Here is a 21,546-nt window from a genome sequence, read left to right on the forward strand (position 1 = left end):
TTCGCGGCACAAGGCCGCTCCTACACGGGTCAGGCCTTTTACACGGAGAAACGCTGCACCAGGGTGTTCAGGTCCACCGCCAACCGCGACAGCGCCTGGCTCGCGGCGGACGTCTCCTCGGCCCCGGCCGAGGACTGATGCGCCAAATCGCGGATGGTGGTCAGGTTGCGGTCCACCTCCCGCGCCACCTGGGCCTGCTGCTCCGAGGCACTGGCGATCACCAGGTTACGCTCGTTGATCTGGCCGATGGCCGCGGCGATCGCCTCCAGCGCCTGGCCGGCGGCATGGGCGCCATCCAGGGTCGAACGGGCCTGGGCATCGCTGTGCTGCATACCCTGCACCGCTCGCTCGGCGCCGCTGCGGATGGCGACGATCATCTGCTCGATCTCCTGGGTCGAGGACTGCGTGCGATGGGCCAGCGCCCGCACCTCGTCGGCGACCACCGCGAACCCGCGCCCGGCCTCGCCGGCCCGCGCCGCCTCGATGGCGGCGTTGAGCGCCAGCAGGTTGGTCTGCTCGGCGATCGAGCCGATCACATCCAGCACTTTGCTGATGTCGTGTACCTGCTGGGCCAGTTGCCCCACCTCTTCGGCATTGCCCGCCACGCCATTGGCCAGCGCCTCGATGGCGGTGACCGTGGCCTGCACCTGCTCACGCCCGCGACGGGCAATCTGGTCGGATTCGCGGGAAGCCTCCGAGGTGGCCACCGCATTGCTCGCCACCTCCTCCACCGCCGCCGTCATCTGGTTCACCGCGGTCGCCGCCTGCTCGATTTCCATGCTCTGCTGCTGCAGGCCGCGGGTGGCGTCCTCGGTGACCGCGCTCAGCTCCTCGGAGGCCGAGGCCAGCTGGCTGGCCGAGTCGGAAATTCGCCCGATGGTCTCGCGCAGGCTCTGCTGCATGCTCTTGAGCGCCGCCAGCAGGCGCGCCGGCTCATCATCGCCCTGCACGGTGATCTGCGGTGTGAGATCGCCCGTGGCGACCGTCTCGGCGACCTTCAGCGACTGCCCGAGCGGCCGCACGATGCTACGGGTCAGGGCCAGGGCGAGCACCACGGTGAGGCTCAGGGCGATCACCAACAGCACGCCGACCCAGACCTTCGCGCCGTTGTACACGGCCTCGGCCAGGTCGGTGGCGGAGTTGGCCTGGTGGTTGTTCAGCTCGATCAGCTCGTTGAGCGTGGCGGTCATCTGGTCGGCAAGCTGGTTCATCTCGCCGTTGACCAGCGCCGCCGCCGCCTGGACGTGCCCATCGGTGGCCAACTGCACCACCTGCCCCTGCAAGATCATGTACTGGCGCTCGAGGACCTGGTAGCGGTCGAACAAGGTCCGCTCCTCAGGCAGCACGATCAACCCATCGTAATGGTTCTGGGCCTTGCTCAGGCCGCCCTTGATCTCTTCGATGCGGGCACGATTCTGCTGCTGGGCCGCCGGGTCGGTGTTGACCAGCAGGCGCAGGGTCAAGGCGCGGATGCGCAGCATGTCCTGGGTCATGCGGCCCACCGAGATCACGCTCGGCAGCCAGTTGTTGTCGACCTGCTCGGACTGCTGGCGCATGCTGGTCATCTGCTGCAGCGCGAAGCTGCCCAGCGCCACCACCAGCAGCGCCATGATGCCGAAACCCAGGCCCGCGCGCGGGGCGATATTCAAGCGTCTCAGGCTCATTTCCAGGATCCCTCCCAAAAGCGTTGTTCCGTCGCTTAATGAAGGTATCGGGCCGCCTGGAAATTGCGTAAGACGAAAAGGCGATATCAAAAAGCTATCTACTGCTAAAACGCGCTACTTCGCCGCTTTTGGCAGCAGATTGACAAAATTTGTCCGACTCACCTGCTCCGCCACCGCTGCCGGCAAGGCATCGAGGAAGGGGTTGAAACCGTGCATCTGCTCACCCAGGCTGTCAAACCGCCCCACCAGGTCGGAGCCGAGTACGAAACGCTGCGGGAAGCGCTTCACCAACGTCACCCAGTCCTGGCGCGGCACACCCTGCGAGTCGAGCAGGTAGGGCTTGAGGACGCTCCAGGACAGGTCGACATACAGGTTCGGGTAGTCCTCCAGCAGCCGGGTCAGCACCGGCAGGAGAAAATCCATCTGTTCCTGGTGGCGGTGGATCTCCAGGCTGCTGCCGGCGTGGGCCCAGATGAAGCGGGTATGCGGGTGGTTGCGCAGCGGCTCCTCGATCTCGGCCAGGTACAGCGGGTTGCGCTCGCGCTTGGAGGTGATGTTCGAATGCAGCAGCACCGGCAAATCGCGCTCGGCGGCCAGGTGATAGATGCGGGTCATGGCTTCGTTGTTGGCCCGCGGCGTATCGCCGCTGGTCAAGGCGGTGAGGTCGTCGTGGCGGGTGAATACTTCGCCGATGCCCTGCCACAGCCCCGGATAAAGCTCGAGCATGCGCTCGATATGGTTGACGGCGTTCTTGTCCACCGGATTGAAGCCGGTGAGGAACGGGTGGAAGCGACGGCGTTGCTGCGCTGGCAGCTTCTGCAACGCGTCGGCGACGTACAGGTCGGTGGCGCTGTACCAGTAGGCGTCGGCGTCATCTCCGGCGTAATAGCGCGGGCGCTTGGGCTCGTCCTCATGCCACTTCTTCGCCACCGGGATGCCGGAAATCATCGACTGTTCAACCCCAGCTGCATCCATGGCCTTGAGCAGCGCCGGCATGCCCTCGGTTTCCTGGAAAAAGTCCACGTAGTGCAGGTGCGCGTCGCTGTAGCGGTAGTCGCGGGCCTGCGCGGTGTCGAACAGGCCTGTGCTCAGCAGCAGGCAAGCCAGTGTGCGGGCGATCATCGGAGCCTCCTTTGCCGGTCCCGCAAGAGTAGACCGGACAGCGCCCGCGACGGTTCAGCCACGGGCGGCGAAACGCTATGCTTGCAGGCATCCCTCAAGGAGTGTCGCCATGAGCAGTCCCCTGGTCATCCGCCCACGCGCCGAATCGGTCGAGGGCCAGCCGATCCTGCGCCCGCTGCCCTCGGCGCAGTGCCGCAGCGTCGGCCCATTCGTGTTCTTCGACCATATGCTGGAAACCGACTACGCGCCGGGGCATGGCATGGACATTCGTCAGCATCCGCATATCGGCCTGTCCACCCTCACCTACCTGTTCGAGGGTGAAATCCAGCACAAGGACAGCCTGGGTTCGGACCAGCGCGTGGGCCCCGGGGACGTCAGTTGGATGACTGCCGGGGCGGGTGTGGCGCATGTCGAGCGCACGCCAGCCGATCTGCTGGCCAAGGGTTCAAGACTGCACGGGCTGCAGGTCTGGCTGGCGTCGCCTCGCGAGCACGAGCAGGGCAAGCCGAGCTACAGCCATCATCCGGCGGCGAGCCTGCCGGTCAGTGACAGCCTGGGCGTGCAGATCCGCATGATTGCCGGCAATGGTTTTTGCCTGGAGTCGCCAGTGCCGGTGCTCTCCCCTACCCTGTATGCCCACGTGCACATGCAATCGGCCACGACGCTGGTGGTGCCCGATGAACATGCGCAGCGAGCATTGTATCTACTGGACGGTGAGCTATTCATCAACGGCGAGCAGGTCGAGGCTTGCAGCATGATCGTACTGCAGGAAGGGGAAGAGGTGACGCTGTATGCCGAAGAAGAATGCCAGTTGGTGCTGATTGGCGGCGAGCCGCTGGATGGGCCTCGGCGGATGAACTGGAATTTTGTGGCCAGTGATGCGGAGCTGATCGAGCAAGCGCGGACTAATTGGGCTGCGGAGGATTGGCCGAGGGTGCCGGGGGAAACTTCGAGAATCGAGCTGCCTCGCTGAATTGGGGCTGCGTTGCAGCCCTTTCGCGGCACAAGGCCGCTCCTACAGAAATACGCATCCCCCTGTAGGAGCGGCCTTGTGCCGCGAAGCGTCCCCCTGCGGTATCAGCGCTGGAACACTTCCTTGAGCAGGTTATGCATCGCGCGGAACGCCCGCTCCGACGTACGCCGGTCATACTGCATCTTGCCCGGCACATTGGCATTCGGGTCGGTGAACGAGTGCACCGCACCGCCGTAGCTGAGCAACTGCCAGTCGACTTTAGCGGCGTTCATCTCCTCCTCGAAGGCCGGTAGCTGCTCTTTGGGCACCAGCGGGTCGGAGGCGCCATGAAGGACCAGCACCGAGCCTTTGATACGCTTGGCATCCTCGGGGTTTGGCGTATCCAGGGTGCCGTGGAATGAAACAGCGGCCTTCAGGTCGGCACCGGTACGGGCCAGCTCCAGGGCACAACAGCCGCCGAAGCAGAAGCCGAAGGTAGCCACCTTGCCGGGCTCCAGCAAGGCCTTCGATTGCCCCACCAACTGCGCCAGCGCCTCCTGCATGCGCTTGCGCAGCTCGGCACGATCGTTCTTCAGCGGCATCATCGCCGCGCCCGCCTCGTCGGCATTGGACGGACGGACCGACTGGCCGTACAGGTCGGCGATCAACACCACATAGCCTTGCTCGGCCACTTCCCTGGCGATACGTTCGGCGCCCTCGCCGATACCCATCCAGTTCGGCGCCATCACCAGCCCCGGCTGCGGCAGCGCGCCCTGGGTATAGACCAGGCGGCTTTCGTAAGTTTTGCCTGACAGGTGATAGACCAGCGACTCGACAATGACCTTGCTCATTCAGCTCTCCTTGGGCTTTCACGGGTAAGCACATGATAGATGTATTCGTGGGAGCGGGCTTGCCCCGCGAAGGGGACATCGCGGGGCAAGCCCGCTCCCACAGGCGAGTCCCCGCCAGAAATGAAAAAGCCCGCCGAAGCGGGCTTTTTCTGCGTCAGATCAAGCGGACAGCTCGACCAGCAGCTTGTTGAGGCGACGCACGTAGGCCGCCGGGTCCTTCAGGCTGTCGCCGGCCGCCAGGGCCGCCTGGTCGAACAGGATGTGCGAAAGCTCGGCGAAGCGATCTTCGCTCTGCTCGCCATCGAGCTTCTCGATCAGCGGGTGGGTCGGGTTGAACTCGAAGATCGGCTTGGACTCCGGCACCTTCTGCCCGCTGGCTTCGAGGATCTGGCGCATCTGCAGGCCCAGGTCCTGTTCGCCGATGGCCAGGATTGCCGGCGAGTCGGTCAGGCGGTGCGAGACACGCACCTCCGCCACGCTGTCACCCAGCGCGCCCTTGAGGCGCTCGACCAGGCCTTCCTTGTCCTTGGCGACTTCTTCCTGGGCCTTCTTGTCCTCTTCGGAGTCCAGCTTGCCCAGGTCCAGGTCGCCACGGGCGACGTCGACGAAGGCCTTGCCATCGAACTCGCTGAGGTAGCTCATCAGCCATTCGTCGATGCGATCGGTCAGCAGCAGCACTTCGATGCCTTTCTTGCGGAAGACTTCCAGGTGCGGGCTGTTCTTGACCTGGGCGTAGGACTCGCCGGTGAGGAAGTAGATCTTGTCCTGGCCTTCCTTGGCGCGGGCCAGGTAGTCGGCCAGGGCAACGCTCTGCTCGCCGCTGTCGTCATGGGTGGAGGCAAAGCGCAGCAGGCTGGCGATCTTCTCCTTGTTGGCGAAGTCCTCGGCCGGGCCTTCCTTCAGCACCTGGCCGAAGTTCTTCCAGAAGCCCTTGTACTGCTCGGGCTCGTTCTTCGCCAGCTTCTCCAGCATGTCCAGCACGCGCTTGGTCAGCGCGGTCTTCATCGAATCGATGATCGGATCCTTCTGCAGGATCTCGCGGGAAACGTTCAGCGACAGGTCGTTGGAGTCGACCACGCCCTTGATGAAGCGCAGGTACAGCGGCAGGAACGACTCGGCCTGGTCCATGATGAACACGCGCTGCACGTACAGCTTCAGGCCACGTGGCGCTTCGCGCTGGTACAGGTCGAACGGCGCGCGGGCCGGCACGTACAGCAGCGAGTTGTATTCGAGCTTGCCTTCGACCTTGTTGTGGGTCCAGGCCAGCGGGTTTTCGAAGTCATGGCCGATGTGCTTGTAGAACTCCTGGTATTCCTCGTCCTTGATCTCGGTACGCGGGCGGGTCCACAGGGCGCTGGCGCGGTTGACGGTTTCCCACTCCTGCGCCGGCTGTTCTTCACCTTCGGCGGCCGCTGCCTGCTCTTTCGGCAGCTCGATCGGCAAGGCGATGTGATCGGAGTATTTCTTGATGATGTTGCGCAGGCGCCAGCCATCGGCGAACTCGTCCTCGCCCTTCTTCAGGTGCAGGACAATGCGGGTGCCGCGCTCTGACTTGTCGACCGTGGCCACTTCGAAGTCGCCCTCGCCCTTGGACGACCAGTGCACGCCTTCGGCGGCCGGCAGCCCGGCGCGACGGCTGAACACATCAACCTTGTCGGCGACGATGAACGCGGAGTAGAAGCCCACGCCGAACTGACCGATCAGGTGCGAGTCCTTCTTCTGGTCACCGGTGAGGTTCTTCATGAAGTCGGCAGTGCCGGACTTGGCGATGGTGCCCAGGTGGGCGATGACGTCTTCGCGGCTCATGCCGATACCGTTGTCCTCGAGGGTCACGGTATTGGCGGCCTTGTCGAAGCTCACGCGGATCTTCAGCTCGGCGCCGCCTTCGAGCAGCTCAGGCTTGGCCAGGGCCTCGAAACGCAGCTTGTCGACGGCGTCGGAGGCGTTGGAGACCAGCTCGCGCAGGAAGATCTCCTTGTTCGAATACAGGGAATGGATCATGAGGTGCAGCAGCTGCTTTACCTCGGTCTGGAAGCCCAGGGTTTGTTTTTGAGTCTCCACACTCATGGTCTTCAAAACTCCAATCTGTTGGTTGTTGGCGCCTGGCGGCCGTCTGGCCTGCTTTTGATGGCGGATGTCCAACAGATGGGGGCAGCCCCGACTATTTCAAGGGCTTTTCCGGTTCGATCTTGAAATGCGCGCGCGCCGTGGCGATCGGCGTGTCGCGATCGCCCTGCCAGGCGGTGATCGCCACGTTGGTCACCCGCCGCCCCTGGCGCCACAGCTGGCACTGGGCATAGGTGTCGCGAAAATGCCCGGCGCGCAGGTAGTCGATGGAGAAATCGATGATCTTCGGAATACTCGCGCTCTCGCTGTAGATCAGCAGGTAGAGCGCCGCAGACAGCTCCATGAACCCGGCGATGACGCCACCATGGATCGCCGGCAGCAACGGATTGCCGATGTTGTCTGGGTTGGCCGGCAGGCGGAACAGCAGGTCGTCGCCCTGGCGCTCGCATTCGATGCCGATCAGCCCGGCATACGGGATCAACGCCAGCAGGGGCTGGTAGTCGCCGCGGGCATGGGCCTGGTTCAGCTGTTGACGGATATCGGCAGGAATCACGCGCGGCCCTCCTTGAGGCTGTTGCCGAAGCGGATACCACCCTTGACGTCCTGCCCCAGGCGCATGAAGGTGCCGACCACCTGGCAGATCGGTTGCGCAGGGTCATCCTGGTAGGCGGTGCCACGGGTAAAGATGACATCCCGGGTTACCCGGTAGCACTGGGCGTAACCGTAGATATCCTTGCCCGCCTCGGCCGGGTGCATGTAGTCGATGCGCAGGTCCAGGGTCGGGCACACTTCGAAACGGGGCAGCGCGCAGAGCGTGGCCATGCCGCAGGTGGTGTCCATCAGCGTGGTCAGCACGCCGCCATGCACCGCGCCGTTCTGTGGATTGCCGACAATCGCCGGCGACCAGGGCAGCACCAGCGTCATGCCGTCGGCATCGGCGTGGTGCACGCGCATCTGCAATACCTGGCAATGTTTCAGCGCCGAGAGAAAACGCTCGGCCATCGCCATCAACGGCGTCTCGTTCATTGTCCCTCGCTGCATAAAATGGATAAAAAGTCTATATAGGTCGGGCAGTTATATATCTGTAACCTTTGTGGAACTTATTCGTACCCGGCGAACTCGAAGGTACAAGTAAAGTTATTCCACCCAGGAGAAACACCCCATGCGTAAACCTTTTGCTTTTGCTCTGATGCTGGCCGCTGCCATGGGCCTGGCTGCTTGCGATAAAGCGAGCGAAGACAAAGCCCAGGACGCACAGCAACACGCCGAGCAAGCCCAAGAGAAGATGGGCGAAGCTCAGGATAAGATGAACGAAGCCGCCAAGGAAAACGCCGAAGCCGCCAAAGATCAGGCCGAAGCGCAGCAGAAGGCCGCCGAGGAAGCCGCGCCGACTACCCCAGCGCCGACCACTGCACCTGCCGAACCTGCCAAGCAGTAATCGCGCAGTACAAAAAAACCCGACAATGTCGGGTTTTTTTGTACCTGCGTTTAACGCTGAAAGGCTTCAGCCGGCAATACCGGAAGTGTCCTTGCCTGGCTCTACCGATACACTTTCGGTCGGTGTGAACACCATCACTTCCAGCACATGGGAATGGAACTCGCGGCGATACAGGATGAATACAACGCCGACGCTCATGACCATGAACAACCAGGGGCTGATGAACCAGCTCAACATGGCCATGCCGAAGTAATACGAACGCAACCCCAGGTTGAACTGGTTGGCGGCCAGCGACAGTACTCGTGCGGCCCGAGAGGCAAAAGCCTTGCGTTCGAGTTCGTTGACCAGACGCTCGCCGATCATCGGGGCCGAGCCCACCAGCACCGCGGCGAAGTTGTATTGGCGCATGCACCAGCTGAAGGTAAAGAAGGCGTAGACGAATACCGTTGCCAGGCACAGCAGCTTGATTTCCGACATGCCTTGCGAGGCCTGCTGTACCAATGGCAGGTCGGCCAGCAGCGACAGCGCGCGATCCGACGCGCCAAGCACGGTGAGGATACCGGCGAGGATGATCAGGGTACTGGAGGCGAAGAACGACGCGTTGCGCTCCAGGTTGCCGATCACGCTGGCATCGGCGATGCGGTTGTCGCGCAGCAGCATGCGGCGCATCCAGTCTTCGCGGTACAGGTGCAGCACGCTGGCCAGGCACGCCGTGTCGCGGCCTTTCCAGATGGCGTAGCGGGTGTAGCCGCCCCAGCAGATGGCGAACCAGCAGGCGGCCAGGAGGTTGCCCAGGTTGTTTTGGATGAAGCTCATGCAGGAATCCCGTGAAAGAGAAACAGACCGGTTTTCGACGTCCGGATTCGCCATAAGACACATGTGCGCCATTTTTGGCTTTTCCTGCACTGGCCTCTTCGCGGGTAAACCCGCTCCCACAGGGATCGCACGGTGCTTGTGGGAGCGGGTTTACCCGCGAAAGGGCCGGCACAGGTAATAAAAAACCCCGCTCCTTCACAGGAAGCGGGGTTTCGATATCCACCTTGGTCAGGCGCCCTTCGGCTTGTGGCCAGCGCCCTGCCCTTCAGGTTTCAATCCATCAGGCCAGCGCCTCGCGCGGCTTGCCCAACATGCGGTCGAAGACCACGGCGGCGGCCAGGGTGACCACCGAAGGCACCAGCCAGGCCATGCCTTCGTTGCTGAACGGCAGATGGGCCAAGGCGTCAGGCAGTACGTGGGCAAAGCTGCTGCCCTTGATCGCATCGACAACGCCGAACACCAGCGACACCAGCATGACCGGGGCCAGGATGCGGGTTGGCGAATTCCACAGGTCCTTCACGAAGCTCAGGCCCACGACCACGATGCACGGCGGGTAGATCGCCGTCAGCACGGGAATCGAGAACATGATCAGCTTGGTCAGGCCCAGGTTGGAGATCACCAGCGAGAAGCCGGCCAGGATCACCACCAGGGTGCGGTACGACAACGGCAGGATCTGGCTGAAATACTCGGCGCAGGCGCAGGTCAGGCCAACGGCGGTCACCAGGCAGGCCAGGGCGATCAGCACGGCGAGGAAGCCGCTGCCCAGGGAACCGAAGGTGTGCTGCACGTAGGCATGCAGGACCATCGCGCCGTTGGTGGCGTCGGCGGCGATGTCATGGCTGCCCGCGCCGAGGCGGAACAGGCTGACATACACCAGCACCAGGCCGACACCGGCAATCAGGCCGGCGATGATGGCATAGCGAGTGATCAGCTTCGGCGACTCGACGCCACGTGAGCGGATGGCGTTGACGATGACGATACCGAAGACCAGGGCGCCCAGGGTGTCCATGGTCAGGTAGCCATCGGAGAACCCTTTGGAGAACGCAGCGGCGGCGTAGGCAGGCTGGGCCTCGCCAATGGTGCCGGCCGGCAGGGCGAAGGCCGCGATGCCCAGCACCGCCAGGGCGATGATCTTCAACGGCGCGAGGAAACGGCCCACGGTGTCGAGCAGCTTGCCCGGGTACATGGACACGGCCAGCACCACGGCGAAGTACACGATGCTGTAGATAAGCAGCGCCGTCGGGCTCTCGCCGGTCAGCGGTGCAACGCCCACTTCGAACGACACGGTCGCGGTACGCGGAGTGGCGAACAGCGGGCCGACGGAGAGGTAGCACACGGCCGCCAGCAGGCCACCGAAGAACTTGCCGATCGGGCTGCTCAGGGCGTCCATGCCGCCACCGACCTTGGCCAGGGCGATGACGGTGATGACCGGCAGGCCTACGGCGGTGACCAGGAAGCCGAGTGCGGCCATCCATACGTTCGGGCCGGATTGCAGGCCGACGATGGGCGGGAAGATGATGTTGCCGGCGCCGACGAACAGCGCGAACGTCATAAAGCCAAGTGCCAGGATATCCTGGCCTTTTAACACTTTCATTTAAGGAAATACCACACTGCTGAAATCGGGAGTCGGAGGGGATTTCCCATAGGATGAAGGGAAATGCTGCCCGGCTTGGTGAGCCAGACCCGTTTAGCGTGTCGTTCCCTTTTGGGGTACGGGCACAGAGTGAACGCGTAGCCTACCTGTTTTGCCTGACAAACGCACTGGCACAGTGCTGCTTGTCCGATGTGCGTATGTGTTTGTCGTCTGGTTGAACGTGTTAGGCGACAATTTATTGCTCATTTGGGTAGATGTCTGGTTGAAAATCCTGATTGAGGTGATCGAATTTCCCCCATCACCTGTGCCGGCCTCTTCGCGGGTAAACCCGCTCCCACAGGGATTGTGTGATGCCCTGTGGGAGCGGGTTTACCCGCGAAGAGGCCGGCACAGCCGCAACAACGACAAAGGCCACCCGAAGGTGGCCTTTGTGCGCGTGGGGGGTACTGCGTGTTACTTACTTCTTGACTTCCCAGCCAGTCAGCTCGGCCAGGGCCTTGCCGATGTCAGCCAGGGAACGCACGGTTTTAACACCGGCGTCCTGCAGGGCGGCGAACTTCTCGTCCGCAGTACCCTTGCCACCGGAGATGATGGCGCCAGCGTGGCCCATGCGCTTGCCCGCAGGTGCGGTAACACCGGCGATGTAGGAAACGACAGGCTTGGTCACGTTGGCCTTGATGTAGGCCGCGGCTTCTTCTTCAGCGGAACCGCCGATCTCACCGATCATGACGATCGCTTCGGTCTTCGGATCTTCCTGGAACAGCTTCAGGATGTCGATGAAGTTGGAGCCCGGGATCGGGTCACCGCCGATGCCGACGCAGGTCGACTGGCCGAAGCCGGCGTCGGTGGTCTGCTTCACAGCTTCGTAGGTCAGGGTGCCGGAACGCGAAACGATACCGACCTTGCCTGGCAGGTGGATGTGACCCGGCATGATGCCGATCTTGCACTCGCCCGGAGTGATCACGCCTGGGCAGTTCGGGCCGATCAGGGTCACGCCCAGCTCGTCGCACTTGACCTTGGCGTCCAGCATGTCGAGGGTAGGAATACCCTCGGTGATGCAGACGATCAGCTTGATGCCACCGAAGGCGGCTTCCAGGATCGAGTCCTTGCAGAAAGGAGCCGGTACGTAGATGACCGACGCGTCAGCGCCGGTGGCTTCTACAGCTTCTTTCACAGTGTTGAACACCGGCAGGCCCAGGTGGGTGGTGCCACCCTTGCCCGGGGTGACGCCGCCGACCATCTTGGTGCCGTAGGCGATGGCTTGTTCGGAGTGGAAAGTACCCTGCGAGCCGGTGAAGCCCTGGCAGATGACTTTGGTGTCTTTATTGATCAGGACGCTCATTACGTGCCCTCCGCAGCTTTGACAACTTGTTGAGCAGCGTCGGTCAGGCTGGTTGCCGCAATGATGTTCAAACCGCTTTCTGCCAGTACTTTAGCGCCCAGTTCGGCGTTGTTGCCTTCGAGGCGAACGACAACCGGAACCTTGACGCCGACTTCTTTCACAGCGCCGATGATGCCTTCGGCAATCATGTCGCAGCGAACGATGCCGCCGAAGATGTTGACCAGGACGGCCGCGACATTGCTGTCGGACAGAATGATCTTGAACGCTTCGGTAACGCGCTCTTTGGTAGCGCCGCCGCCTACGTCGAGGAAGTTGGCTGGCTTGCCGCCGTGCAGGTTGACGATGTCCATGGTACCCATGGCCAGGCCGGCACCGTTGACCATGCAGCCGATGTTGCCTTCAAGGGCAACGTAGTTCAGTTCGAACTTGGCGGCGTGGGCTTCACGGGCGTCGTCCTGCGACGGGTCGTGGAAGGTCTTCAGCTTCGGCTGACGGTACATGGCGTTGGCGTCGATGTTGATCTTGGCATCGAGGCAGTGCAGATCGCCGTCGGCCTTGATCACCAGCGGGTTCACTTCCAGCAGGGCCAGATCGTGATCCTTGAACAGCTTGGCCAGGCCTACGAAGATCTTGGCGAACTGCTGAACTTGCTTGCCTTCCAGGCCCAGCTGGAACGCCAGCTCGCGACCCTGGAACGGCTGAGCGCCGACCAGCGGATCGATGGTGGCCTTGAGGATCTTCTCAGGAGTGTCGTGAGCGACTTTCTCGATGTCCACGCCACCTTCGGTGGAAGCCATGAACACGATGCGGCGGCTCGAACGATCGACTACAGCGCCCAGGTACAGCTCTTTGGCGATGTCAGTGCAGGATTCGACCAGGATCTTGGAAACTGGCTGACCATTGGCGTCGGTCTGGTAGGTAACCAGGTTCTTGCCAAGCCACTGGGCAGCGAACGCCTTGGCGTCTTCCTTGCTGCGAACCAGCTTGACGCCGCCCGCTTTACCGCGACCACCCGCGTGAACCTGGGCTTTTACAACCCACTCGGAACCGCCGATCTTGTCGCAGGCTTCTGCTGCAGCTTCAGGGGTGTCGACTGCGAAACCCTTGGAAACTGGCAGGCCGTATTCAGCGAACAGCTGCTTACCCTGATACTCGTGAAGATTCATGCTTTTTACCGTCTTCGTTAGGTACTGCGCTTCGGCGCTGCGCCATTACTGGCGCCGCACCACCTGTGACCGTTGACCCCGGGTTTTCCCATGTGATCCGGTCCGGCGGACGTTCCGCGGTGAGTCTTGCACGCAAGACCCACGACGGGCAGACCGCCGTGGTTTCTTATAATTAACGCTTCTTACGGTTGGCGACGTGAATGGCACCGCCATTCACCGCCAGCGCTGCTTCATGCAACGCTTCGGACAGGGTCGGATGGCTGAAGACCATCATGCCCAGATCCTCGGCACTGGTGCCGAATTCCATTGCAATCGCGCCCTGCTGTACCAGTTCGGCAGCCGACGGGCCAATCACGTGAACACCCAGGACGCGGTCGGTCTTGGCGTCGGCGATGACCTTGACGAAACCACCGGTATCGTTGGCTGCCATCGCACGGCCGCTGGCCGCGAACGGGAAGGTGCCTACGTTAACCTCAACACCCTCGGCCTTCAAGGCTTGTTCGGTCTTGCCGACCCACGCGATTTCCGGGTGGGTGTAGATAACCGACGGGATCAGGTCGTAGTTCATCTGGGCCTTGTGGCCCTTGATGCGCTCGACGACCATGATGCCCTCTTCCGAGGCCTTGTGCGCCAGCATCATGCCGCGCACCACGTCACCGATGGCGTAGACGCCCGGAACGCTGGTGGCGCAGTGGTCATCGACGAAGATGTAGCCACGCTCGTCGATGGTCACGCCGCTGTCGGCGGCCAGCAGGTCGGTGGTCACCGGACGACGGCCGACCGCGACGATCAGCTTGTCGAAGGTGATCTTCTGCTCGCCTTCGGCGTTGGTGTAGGTGACTTCGACTTCGTTGCCGTTGACTTTCGAGCCGGTGACGCGAGCGCCCAGCTTGATGTCCAGGCCTTGCTTGGTCAGGGTCTTCTGGGCTTCTTTCGACACGGCGGTGTCGGCAGCCATCAGGAAGGTGTCCAGGGCTTCCAGGACGGTGACTTCGGCACCCAGGCGAGCCCATACCGAGCCCAGCTCCAGGCCGATCACGCCGGCACCGATGACGCCCAGGCGCTTCGGTACGCTCTGGAATTCCAGGGCGCCGGTGGAGTCGACGATGACGTTCTGGTCGACCGGGGCCGGCGGAATGTCGATCGGACGCGAACCGGAGGCCAGGATCACGTTCTCGGCTTCGATGACTTCGGTGGTGCCGTCAGCCTTGGTGACTTCGACTTTCTTGCCGGCCAGCAGCTTGCCGTGGCCCTGGATCGAAGTGACGCCGTTGGCCTTGAACAGGGTGGCGACGCCACCGGTCAGGTTCTTGACGATGCCGGCCTTGCGGCCAACCATCGCGGCAACGTCCATCTTCACTTCACCAGTGGAGATACCGTGCACGTTGAAGCTCTCTTTGGCTTCCTTGTACTTCCAGGAGCTGTCCAGCAGCGCCTTGGACGGAATGCAACCCACGTTCAGGCAGGTGCCGCCCAGGGCCAGCTTGCCCTCGGCGTCGGTGTATTTCTCGATACAGGCAGTCTTCAGACCGAGTTGGGCAGCCTTGATGGCGGCAACATAGCCGCCAGGACCTGCACCAATCACCACTACGTCGAATTTCTGGGTCATAAAAGATTCCTTATCAGCTACAAGCTACAGGCCGCCTACCGCACGGCCCCGCCTCTTGCGAAGAGCGGGGCCGGCGGCGCGCGGCTAGTTGATTAGATGTCCAGCAGCAGGCGAGACGGATCTTCCAGCAGGTTCTTGATGGTCACCAGGAAGGTTACCGCTTCCTTGCCGTCGATCAGGCGGTGGTCATAGGACAGCGCCAGGTACATCATCGGGCGGATCACCACTTGGCCATTGATGGCCATCGGGCGCTGGATGATGTTGTGCATACCCAGGATCGCGGCCTGCGGCGGGTTGACGATCGGGGTCGACATCATCGAGCCGAAGGTACCACCGTTGGTGATGGTGAAGGTACCGCCAGTCATCTCTTCGATCGACAGCTTGCCGTCACGGGCTTTCTTGCCGAAGGTGGCGATGCCGTTCTCGATTTCGGCCAGGCTCATCGATTCGGCGTTGCGCAGCACCGGTACCACCAGGCCACGGTCGCTGGAGACGGCGACGCCGACGTCAGCAAAGCCGTGGTAGACGATGTCGTTGCCGTCGATCGAGGCGTTGACCGCCGGGAAGCGCTTCAGCGCCTCGGTGGCCGCCTTGACGAAGAACGACATGAAGCCCAGGCGCACGCCGTTGTGGGTCTTCTCGAACAGGTCCTTGTACTTCGAACGCAGGGCCATGACTTCGGTCATGTCGACTTCGTTGAAGGTGGTCAGCATGGCCATGTTCGACTGTGCTTCGACCAGACGCTCGGCGATCTTGGCGCGCAGGCGGGTCATCGGCACACGCTTCTCGGTGCGGTCGCCAGCGGCGACGACGACCGGGGCAGCGGCAGCGGCGGCCGGCTTGGCAGCCGGTGCAGCGGCAGGGGCCGACTTCTTGTTGGCGACGGCAGCGACGACGTCTTCCTTGGTGATGCGACCGCCCTTGCCGGTGCCGGCAACGGTAGCCAGGTCGATGCCGTTCTCTTCAGCCAGCTTGCGCGCGGCTGGAGCGGCGACCGGGTCGTCTTCGCCAGCATCGGCGGCAGCGGCGGCCGGAGCAGCAGCGGCAGGCGCGGCAGCCGGAGCTGCGGCGGCGGCGCCACCTTCAACGATCGAGCCCAGGACTTCGTCGGACAGGACGGTGTCGCCCTCGCCCTTGACGATGGCGCCCAGCACGCCGTCGGCGGTGGCCAGGACTTCCAGGACGACCTTGTCGGTCTCGATGTCGACGATCAGCTCGTCACGCTTGACGGCGTCGCCCGGCTGCTTGTGCCAGGTGGCAACGGTGCCATCGGCAACCGATTCCGGGAAGGTTGGGGCTTTGATCTCGATAGCCATTATCTGTGTTTCCTTAAATTCGGTTTCAGGTGCGCGAGGCGTTAGACAGTGAAGGCGTCTTGCAGCAGTTTTTCCTGCTGTTCGGCGTGCTTCGATGCGTAACCACAGGCTGGCGCGGCGGAAGCGTCGCGACCGGCGTATTCCAGGACCAGCGCCTTGTTGTGGCGACCCAGGATACGGCGCATGTGGTGCTGGCTGCTGTACCAGGCGCCCTGGTTCATCGGCTCTTCCTGACACCACACTGCGTGCTTGAGGTTGGTGTAAGGCGCGAGGATTTCGACCAGGTCGTCCTCAGGGAACGGATACAGCTGCTCGATACGCACGATGGCGATATCTTCGCGGCCTTCGGCACGGCGTTTTTCCAGCAGATCGTAGTAGACCTTGCCACCGCACAGGACCAGGCGCTCGACCTTGGCCGGATCCAGGGTGTCGATTTCCGGGATCACGGTCTGGAACGAGCCATCGGCCAGGTCTTCCAGGGTCGAGATGGCCAGCTTGTGGCGCAGCAGCGACTTCGGCGTCAGCACGACCAGCGGTTTGCGCAGCGGACGGATGACCTGGCGACGCAGCAGGTGGTAGATCTGTGCCGGGGTGGTCGGCACGCAAACCTGGATGTTGTGCTCGGCGCACAGCTGCAGGTAGCGTTCCAGACGCGCGGAGGAGTGCTCCGGACCCTGGCCTTCATAGCCGTGCGGCAGCAGCATGGTCAGACCGCACAGGCGGCCCCACTTGTGCTCGCCGCTGGTGATGAACTGGTCGATCACCACTTGCGCACCGTTGGCGAAGTCGCCGAACTGGGCTTCCCAGATCACCAGCGCGTTCGGCGTGGTGGTCGAGTAGCCGTATTCGAAGGCCAGTACCGCTTCTTCCGAGAGGAAGGAGTCGTACAGGTCGAAACGCGGCTGGCCCGGGAACAGGTTCTTCAGCGGCACGTAGGTGCTGGCGTCCTTCTGGTTGTGCAGCACCGCGTGACGGTGCGAGAAGGTGCCACGGCCGATGTCCTGGCCGGTCATGCGGATCGGGTGACCTTCGAACTGCAGGGTGGCGTAGGCCATGGTCTCTGCATAACCCCAGTTGATCGGCAAGCCACCGGCCTGCATCTTCTGGCGATCTTCGTAGATCTTCGCGACCTGGCGCTGGACGACGAAACCTTCAGGCAGCTCGAGCAGCTTGGCCGACAGCTCCTGCAGGGTCTTGAGGTCGAAGCGGGTGTCGTGACGCGCGGTCCAGGCATGGCCCAGGTATGGACGCCAGTCGACGAACAGCTCGCGGTTAGGCTCCTTGACCAGGCTCTTGACCACGTGCAGACCGTTGTCCAGGGCGTTGCGGTACTCGTCGATCTTGGCCTGGGCGCGCTCGGCGTCGATGCGACCGGCGCTGATCAGCTGCTCGGCGTACAGCTCACGGGTAGTGCGCTGCTTGCTGATCTGCTGGTACATCAAAGGCTGGGTGCCGTTCGGCTCGTCGGCCTCGTTGTGGCCGCGACGACGGTAGCAGACCAGGTCGATGACCACGTCACGCTTGAACTGCATGCGATAGTCGATGGCCAGCTGGGTGACGAACATCACCGCTTCCGGATCGTCGCCGTTCACGTGCAGGATCGGCGCCTGGATCATCTTGGCAACGTCGGTGGCGTACTCGGTGGAGCGCGCGTCCAGCGGGTTGCTGATGGTGAAACCGACCTGGTTGTTGATCACGATGTGCACGGTGCCGCCGGTCTTGAAACCGCGGGTCTGCGACATCTGGAAGGTTTCCATGACCACACCCTGGCCGGCGAATGCTGCGTCACCGTGGATGGAGATCGGCAGAACCTTGTCGCCAACGGTGTCGTTGCGGCGATCCTGGCGGGCGCGAACCGAACCTTCCACCACTGGCGAGACGATTTCCAGGTGGGAGGGGTTGAACGCCATGGCCAGGTGGACTTCGCCACCGGGAGTCATCACGTTGGAGGAGAAGCCCTGGTGATACTTCACGTCACCGGAGCCCAGCTCGTTCATCTTCTTGCCTTCGAACTCGTCGAACAGCTCGCGCGGGTTCTTGCCGAAGGTGTTGACGAGCACGTTGAGGCGACCACGGTGGGCCATGCCGATCACGACTTCCTTGGTGCCGTAGGAACCGGAGCGCTGGATCATTTCGTCCAGCATCGGGATCAGGCTTTCGCCACCCTCGAGGCCGAAGCGCTTGGTGCCCGGGTACTTGGTGCCCAGGTACTTCTCCAGGCCCTCACCGGCCGTGACGCGCTCGAGCAGGTGAGCCTGCACGTCGGCGGAGAATTCCGGACGGCCACGTACGCTTTCCAGGCGCTGCTGGAACCAGCTGCGCTGCTCGGAATCGACGATGTGGGTGAACTCGGCGCCAATGGTGCGACAATATGTCTTCTGCAGCGCTTCGAAGATTTCGCGTAGGCTCGCTTCCTCTTTGCCGATGAACAGGTCGCCGGCACGGAAGGTCGTATCAAGATCGGCATTGGTCAAGCCGTAGTGATTGATCGACAGGTCTACGGGCGCAGGACGCTGCCACAACCCCAACGGGTCGAGCTTGGCAGCCTGATGGCCGCGCATACGATAGGCCTGGATCAGTCGCAGCACTTCAACCTGCTTCTTCTCGTGTTCACTGCTCACGCTCCCGGCGGATACCGGTTGGGCGCGGCGCTGGTTCTTTGCCAGCAGTACGAAATGGTCGCGGATCGTCGAGTGCGATACATCGGTAGCGGTGCTGCCGTCGGCGGGCAACTTCTGGAAGTAAGTGCGCCACTCTTCTGGCACAGCGTTAGGGTCGTGCAGGTAGAGCTCATAAAGCTCTTCCACATATGCAGCGTTACCACCTGAAAGGTGGGCGCTATCCCACATGCGCTGCATCACGCTTTCTTGCATGCTTGGTCACCCTCGGTTAGGGGACTGATCGGCGAGAGCCACAGCAAACCTGGAAAAGTCCGAACACAGCGACTGAACCACGCCACCTGGATCCTGCTGATTTTCCGGGTACCAGCCCGGAAGCCCCTGCTGGTCTCATATCTTCATAGGTAATGAGCGCGGGCTTTTTGGGCCCTTGCTCGGGTTTTACCTCAGTGCGGGCTCACCACCCGCACCTCGGCTTACTGCAGGTACAACGCTTTGAATCAGGTGCCGCTTTGCAGCAGCATGTTACGTACGTGGCCGATTGCCTTGGTCGGATTCAGACCTTTCGGGCAAACGTTCACGCAGTTCATGATCCCGCGGCAGCGGAATACGCTGAACGGGTCATCCAGGGACGCCAGGCGCTCCTGAGTCTTGGTGTCACGGCTGTCGGCCAGGAAGCGGTAGGCCTGCAGCAGTGCGGCGGGGCCCAGGAACTTGTCCGGGTTCCACCAGAACGACGGGCAGGAGGTCGAGCAGCAGGCGCACAGGATGCACTCGTACAGACCGTCCAGCTTGTCGCGATCTTCCGGCGACTGCAGACGCTCGATGGCCGGGGCCGGCGTGTCGTTCTGCAGGAAAGGCTTCACCTTCTCGTACTGCTTGTAGAAGATGCTCATATCGACCACCAGGTCACGAATGACCGGCAGGCCAGGCAGCGGACGCAGGACCAGCTTGTTGCCCTTGACCACACCCGACAGCGGGGTGATGCAGGCCAGGCCGTTCTTGCCGTTCATGTTCATGCCATCGGAACCACACACGCCTTCACGGCAGGAGCGACGGTACGAGAAGCCCTCGTCCTTTTCCTTGATCAGCGCCAGCACGTCCAGAACCATCAGGTCCTTGCCGCCGGTATCGACGTCGAACGACTCCATCTTGGGCGCCGAGTCGGTGTCGGGGTTGTAACGATAAACTTCGACTTTCAACATAGCAGCCACCCTTAGTAAGTCCGGACTTTTGGTTCGAAGGCAGGAACTGTCTTCGGCGCAAAGTTGACGCCACGCTTGGCAACGCGCTTCTCACCCGGGTAGTACAGGGTGTGGCACAGCCAGTTCTCGTCGTCACGGTCTTCGAAGTCTTCACGGGCGTGCGCGCCGCGGGACTCTTTACGGGCTTCAGCGGCAATGGCGGTCGCTTCGGCGACTTCCAGCAGGTTCTGCAGCTCCAGCGCTTCGATACGCGCGGTGTTGAAGGCCTGGGACTTGTCGTTGATCTTGACGTTGGCGATGCGGTCACGCAGGCCAGCCAGCTGCTCGATACCCTTCTGCATGTATTCGCCGGTACGGAATACACCGAAGTAGTTCTGCATGCAGCTTTGCAGTTCGCGCTTCAGGCTTGCCACGTCTTCACCGCTGGTACGCTCATTGAGCTTGTTCAGGCGGTTCAGGGCAACATCGACGTCGGTGTCGCTGGCATCGCGGTACTCGACGCCTTCGGTCAGCGCCTTTTCCAGGTGCAGGCCGGCGGCACGGCCGAACACCACCAGGTCGAGCAGCGAGTTGCCGCCCAGGCGGTTGGCGCCATGGACCGATACGCACGCCACCTCACCGACCGCGAACAGGCCCGGAATGATGTGGTCCTTGCCTTCGGCGTCCATGGTGATGGCCTGGCCATGAATGTTGGTGGCAACGCCGCCCATCATGTAGTGGCAGGTCGGAACGACCGGGACCGGCGCGACCACAGGGTCGACGTGGGCGAAGGTCTTGGACAGCTCGCAGATACCTGGCAGGCGGCTGTGCAGCACTTCCTCGCCCAGGTGATCCAGCTTCAGCAGCACGTGGTCCTTGTTCGGGCCCACGCCGTTGCCGGCGATGATCTCTTTGACCATGGAACGGGCAACCACGTCGCGGCCAGCCAGGTCTTTCGCGTTCGGCGCATAACGCTCCATGAAGCGCTCGCCGTGGGCGTTGATCAGGTAGCCACCTTCACCACGGCAACCTTCGGTTACCAGTACACCGGCGCCGGCGATGCCGGTCGGGTGGAACTGCCACATCTCGATGTCCTGCACCGGTACACCGGCACGCAGCGCCATGCCGATACCGTCGCCGGTATTGATCAGGGCGTTGGTGGTGGAGGCATAGATACGGCCCGCACCGCCAGTCGCCAGCACGGTGGCCTTGGACTTGATGTACATGGTTTCGCCGGTTTCGATGCAGATCGCGATCACACCGACGAAGGCGCCGTCCTGGTTCTTCACCAGGTCGACGGCGTAGTACTCGTTGAGGAAGGTGGTGCCTGCCTTCAGGTTGCCCTGGTACAGGGTGTGCAGCAGCGCGTGACCGGTACGGTCGGAAGCGGCGCAGGTACGGGCGGCCTGGCCACCTTTACCGAAGTCCTTGGACTGGCCACCGAACGGACGCTGATAGATGCGACCGGTCTCGGTACGCGAGAACGGCAGACCCATGTGGTCCAGCTCGAAGACCGCGGCCGGGCCTTCCTGACACATGTACTCGATCGCGTCCTGGTCACCGATGTAGTCGGAACCCTTGACGGTGTCGTACATGTGCCAGCGCCAGTCGTCATTCGGGTCGGCCGAAGCGATGGCGCAGGTGATGCCGCCCTGGGCGGAAACGGTGTGCGAACGGGTCGGGAACACCTTGGTGACTACGGCAGTCTTGTGGCCGCCTTGAGCCAGCTGCAGCGCTGCGCGCATGCCAGCGCCGCCGCCACCGATAATGATGGCGTCGAAGGAAATCGTAGGAATGTTAGCCATGA

17 protein-coding genes and 1 pseudogene are annotated in these 21,546 nt (G+C 62.5%); 2 read left to right on the forward strand and 16 right to left on the reverse strand.

The window, feature by feature from the left end; translation table 11 throughout:
* Positions 1 to 38: 38 nt before the first annotated feature.
* From LU671_RS29755 to LU671_RS17500, 3 genes and pseudogenes are all read right to left on the reverse strand, one after another.
* Entirely contained in the window at positions 39 to 902 is an 864-nt protein-coding gene (locus LU671_RS29755) for a methyl-accepting chemotaxis protein (RefSeq protein ID WP_420713669.1), read from the reverse strand.
* Positions 894 to 1,664 (reverse strand): annotated as a pseudogene (locus LU671_RS29760) (MCP four helix bundle domain-containing protein); the annotation flags it as partial. The pseudogene LU671_RS29760 and the gene LU671_RS29755, both read right to left, overlap by 9 nt.
* Positions 1,665 to 1,778: 114 nt before the next feature.
* Positions 1,779 to 2,786, reverse strand: coding sequence for an amidohydrolase family protein (locus LU671_RS17500; protein ID WP_232856379.1), 1,008 nt, complete (start codon positions 2,784 to 2,786; stop codon positions 1,779 to 1,781).
* Between the two features lie 109 nt (positions 2,787 to 2,895).
* On the opposite strand from LU671_RS17500, the gene LU671_RS17505 reads away from it, so the two are divergent.
* Positions 2,896 to 3,759 (forward strand): pirin family protein, encoded by an 864-nt coding sequence (locus LU671_RS17505; RefSeq protein WP_232856380.1) that lies wholly within the window; start codon positions 2,896 to 2,898, stop codon positions 3,757 to 3,759.
* Positions 3,760 to 3,863: 104 nt separating this feature from the next.
* On the opposite strand, the gene LU671_RS17510 is transcribed toward LU671_RS17505, so the two are convergent.
* The 4 genes from LU671_RS17510 to LU671_RS17525 form a co-directional block, all read right to left on the reverse strand.
* On the reverse strand, positions 3,864 to 4,589 hold the full coding sequence (locus tag LU671_RS17510; protein WP_232856381.1) for a dienelactone hydrolase family protein: 726 nt from the start codon (positions 4,587 to 4,589) through the stop codon (positions 3,864 to 3,866).
* Positions 4,590 to 4,748: 159 nt separating this feature from the next.
* Positions 4,749 to 6,656 (reverse strand): molecular chaperone HtpG, encoded by a 1,908-nt coding sequence (gene htpG, locus LU671_RS17515; protein ID WP_232856382.1) that lies wholly within the window; start codon positions 6,654 to 6,656, stop codon positions 4,749 to 4,751.
* A 94-nt stretch (positions 6,657 to 6,750) separates the two neighbouring features.
* On the reverse strand, positions 6,751 to 7,209 hold the full coding sequence (locus LU671_RS17520; protein WP_050706515.1) for a PaaI family thioesterase: 459 nt from the start codon (positions 7,207 to 7,209) through the stop codon (positions 6,751 to 6,753).
* Complete coding sequence (locus tag LU671_RS17525; RefSeq protein ID WP_232856383.1) at positions 7,206 to 7,682, reverse strand: PaaI family thioesterase; 477 nt, start codon at positions 7,680 to 7,682, stop codon at positions 7,206 to 7,208. The genes LU671_RS17520 and LU671_RS17525 overlap by 4 nt, the downstream gene beginning before the upstream one ends.
* A gap of 136 nt (positions 7,683 to 7,818) precedes the next feature.
* On the opposite strand from LU671_RS17525, the gene LU671_RS17530 reads away from it, so the two are divergent.
* A complete protein-coding gene (locus LU671_RS17530; RefSeq protein ID WP_050706517.1) occupies positions 7,819 to 8,094 on the forward strand; it encodes a hypothetical protein in 276 nt (91 codons plus the stop codon).
* A gap of 66 nt (positions 8,095 to 8,160) precedes the next feature.
* Here LU671_RS17530 and LU671_RS17535 read toward each other — a convergent pair whose 3' ends face one another.
* The 9 genes from LU671_RS17535 to sdhA all read right to left on the reverse strand — a co-directional run bounded on the left by LU671_RS17535 (position 8,161) and on the right by sdhA (position 21,544).
* Positions 8,161 to 8,910, reverse strand: a complete 750-nt coding sequence (locus tag LU671_RS17535) for a DUF599 domain-containing protein (protein ID WP_203651816.1) — start codon at positions 8,908 to 8,910, stop codon at positions 8,161 to 8,163.
* 280 nt (positions 8,911 to 9,190) lie between these two features.
* The gene (gene brnQ, locus LU671_RS17540) at positions 9,191 to 10,504 is read right to left on the reverse strand and encodes a branched-chain amino acid transport system II carrier protein (RefSeq protein ID WP_110739479.1); all 1,314 of its coding nucleotides are present in this window, start codon (positions 10,502 to 10,504) and stop codon (positions 9,191 to 9,193) included.
* Between the two features lie 457 nt (positions 10,505 to 10,961).
* Positions 10,962 to 11,846 (reverse strand): succinate--CoA ligase subunit alpha, encoded by an 885-nt coding sequence (gene sucD / locus LU671_RS17545; RefSeq protein WP_004376004.1) that lies wholly within the window; start codon positions 11,844 to 11,846, stop codon positions 10,962 to 10,964.
* Positions 11,846 to 13,012: an ADP-forming succinate--CoA ligase subunit beta gene (gene sucC, locus LU671_RS17550; RefSeq protein ID WP_232856384.1), complete on the reverse strand. Its 1,167-nt coding sequence runs from the start codon at positions 13,010 to 13,012 to the stop codon at positions 11,846 to 11,848. The genes sucD and sucC overlap by 1 nt, the downstream gene beginning before the upstream one ends.
* A gap of 172 nt (positions 13,013 to 13,184) precedes the next feature.
* Complete coding sequence (gene lpdA, locus LU671_RS17555; protein WP_028690460.1) at positions 13,185 to 14,621, reverse strand: dihydrolipoyl dehydrogenase; 1,437 nt, start codon at positions 14,619 to 14,621, stop codon at positions 13,185 to 13,187.
* 92 nt (positions 14,622 to 14,713) lie between these two features.
* Entirely contained in the window at positions 14,714 to 15,937 is a 1,224-nt protein-coding gene (gene odhB, locus LU671_RS17560; protein WP_110739477.1) for a 2-oxoglutarate dehydrogenase complex dihydrolipoyllysine-residue succinyltransferase, read from the reverse strand.
* Positions 15,938 to 15,978: 41 nt separating this feature from the next.
* On the reverse strand, positions 15,979 to 18,810 hold the full coding sequence (locus tag LU671_RS17565; RefSeq protein ID WP_186734737.1) for a 2-oxoglutarate dehydrogenase E1 component: 2,832 nt from the start codon (positions 18,808 to 18,810) through the stop codon (positions 15,979 to 15,981).
* 245 nt (positions 18,811 to 19,055) lie between these two features.
* On the reverse strand, positions 19,056 to 19,760 hold the full coding sequence (locus tag LU671_RS17570) for a succinate dehydrogenase iron-sulfur subunit (protein ID WP_012315348.1): 705 nt from the start codon (positions 19,758 to 19,760) through the stop codon (positions 19,056 to 19,058).
* Between the two features lie 11 nt (positions 19,761 to 19,771).
* The gene (gene sdhA / locus LU671_RS17575) at positions 19,772 to 21,544 is read right to left on the reverse strand and encodes a succinate dehydrogenase flavoprotein subunit (protein WP_023628895.1); all 1,773 of its coding nucleotides are present in this window, start codon (positions 21,542 to 21,544) and stop codon (positions 19,772 to 19,774) included.
* Positions 21,545 to 21,546: the final 2 nt, after the last annotated feature.

Origin of the sequence: Pseudomonas sp. NMI760_13, from assembly GCF_021283245.1 — a bacterium.
Taxonomy (GTDB): domain Bacteria; phylum Pseudomonadota; class Gammaproteobacteria; order Pseudomonadales; family Pseudomonadaceae; genus Aquipseudomonas; species Aquipseudomonas peradeniyensis.

Coding starts and splice junctions, on each gene's coding strand:
- LU671_RS29755 (WP_420713669.1), bottom strand. CDS start 902: ATGCAGCAGAGCCTGCGCGAGACCATCGGGCGAATTTCCGACTCGGCC.
- LU671_RS17500 (WP_232856379.1), bottom strand. CDS start 2,786: ATGATCGCCCGCACACTGGCTTGCCTGCTGCTGAGCACAGGCCTGTTC.
- LU671_RS17505 (WP_232856380.1), top strand. CDS start 2,896: ATGAGCAGTCCCCTGGTCATCCGCCCACGCGCCGAATCGGTCGAGGGC.
- LU671_RS17510 (WP_232856381.1), bottom strand. CDS start 4,589: ATGAGCAAGGTCATTGTCGAGTCGCTGGTCTATCACCTGTCAGGCAAA.
- htpG (WP_232856382.1), bottom strand. CDS start 6,656: ATGAGTGTGGAGACTCAAAAACAAACCCTGGGCTTCCAGACCGAGGTA.
- LU671_RS17525 (WP_232856383.1), bottom strand. CDS start 7,682: ATGAACGAGACGCCGTTGATGGCGATGGCCGAGCGTTTTCTCTCGGCG.
- LU671_RS17530 (WP_050706517.1), top strand. CDS start 7,819: ATGCGTAAACCTTTTGCTTTTGCTCTGATGCTGGCCGCTGCCATGGGC.
- LU671_RS17535 (WP_203651816.1), bottom strand. CDS start 8,910: ATGAGCTTCATCCAAAACAACCTGGGCAACCTCCTGGCCGCCTGCTGG.
- brnQ (WP_110739479.1), bottom strand. CDS start 10,504: ATGAAAGTGTTAAAAGGCCAGGATATCCTGGCACTTGGCTTTATGACG.
- sucD (WP_004376004.1), bottom strand. CDS start 11,846: ATGAGCGTCCTGATCAATAAAGACACCAAAGTCATCTGCCAGGGCTTC.
- sucC (WP_232856384.1), bottom strand. CDS start 13,012: ATGAATCTTCACGAGTATCAGGGTAAGCAGCTGTTCGCTGAATACGGC.
- lpdA (WP_028690460.1), bottom strand. CDS start 14,621: ATGACCCAGAAATTCGACGTAGTGGTGATTGGTGCAGGTCCTGGCGGC.
- odhB (WP_110739477.1), bottom strand. CDS start 15,937: ATGGCTATCGAGATCAAAGCCCCAACCTTCCCGGAATCGGTTGCCGAT.
- LU671_RS17565 (WP_186734737.1), bottom strand. CDS start 18,810: ATGCAAGAAAGCGTGATGCAGCGCATGTGGGATAGCGCCCACCTTTCA.
- LU671_RS17570 (WP_012315348.1), bottom strand. CDS start 19,760: ATGTTGAAAGTCGAAGTTTATCGTTACAACCCCGACACCGACTCGGCG.
- sdhA (WP_023628895.1), bottom strand. CDS start 21,544: ATGGCTAACATTCCTACGATTTCCTTCGACGCCATCATTATCGGTGGC.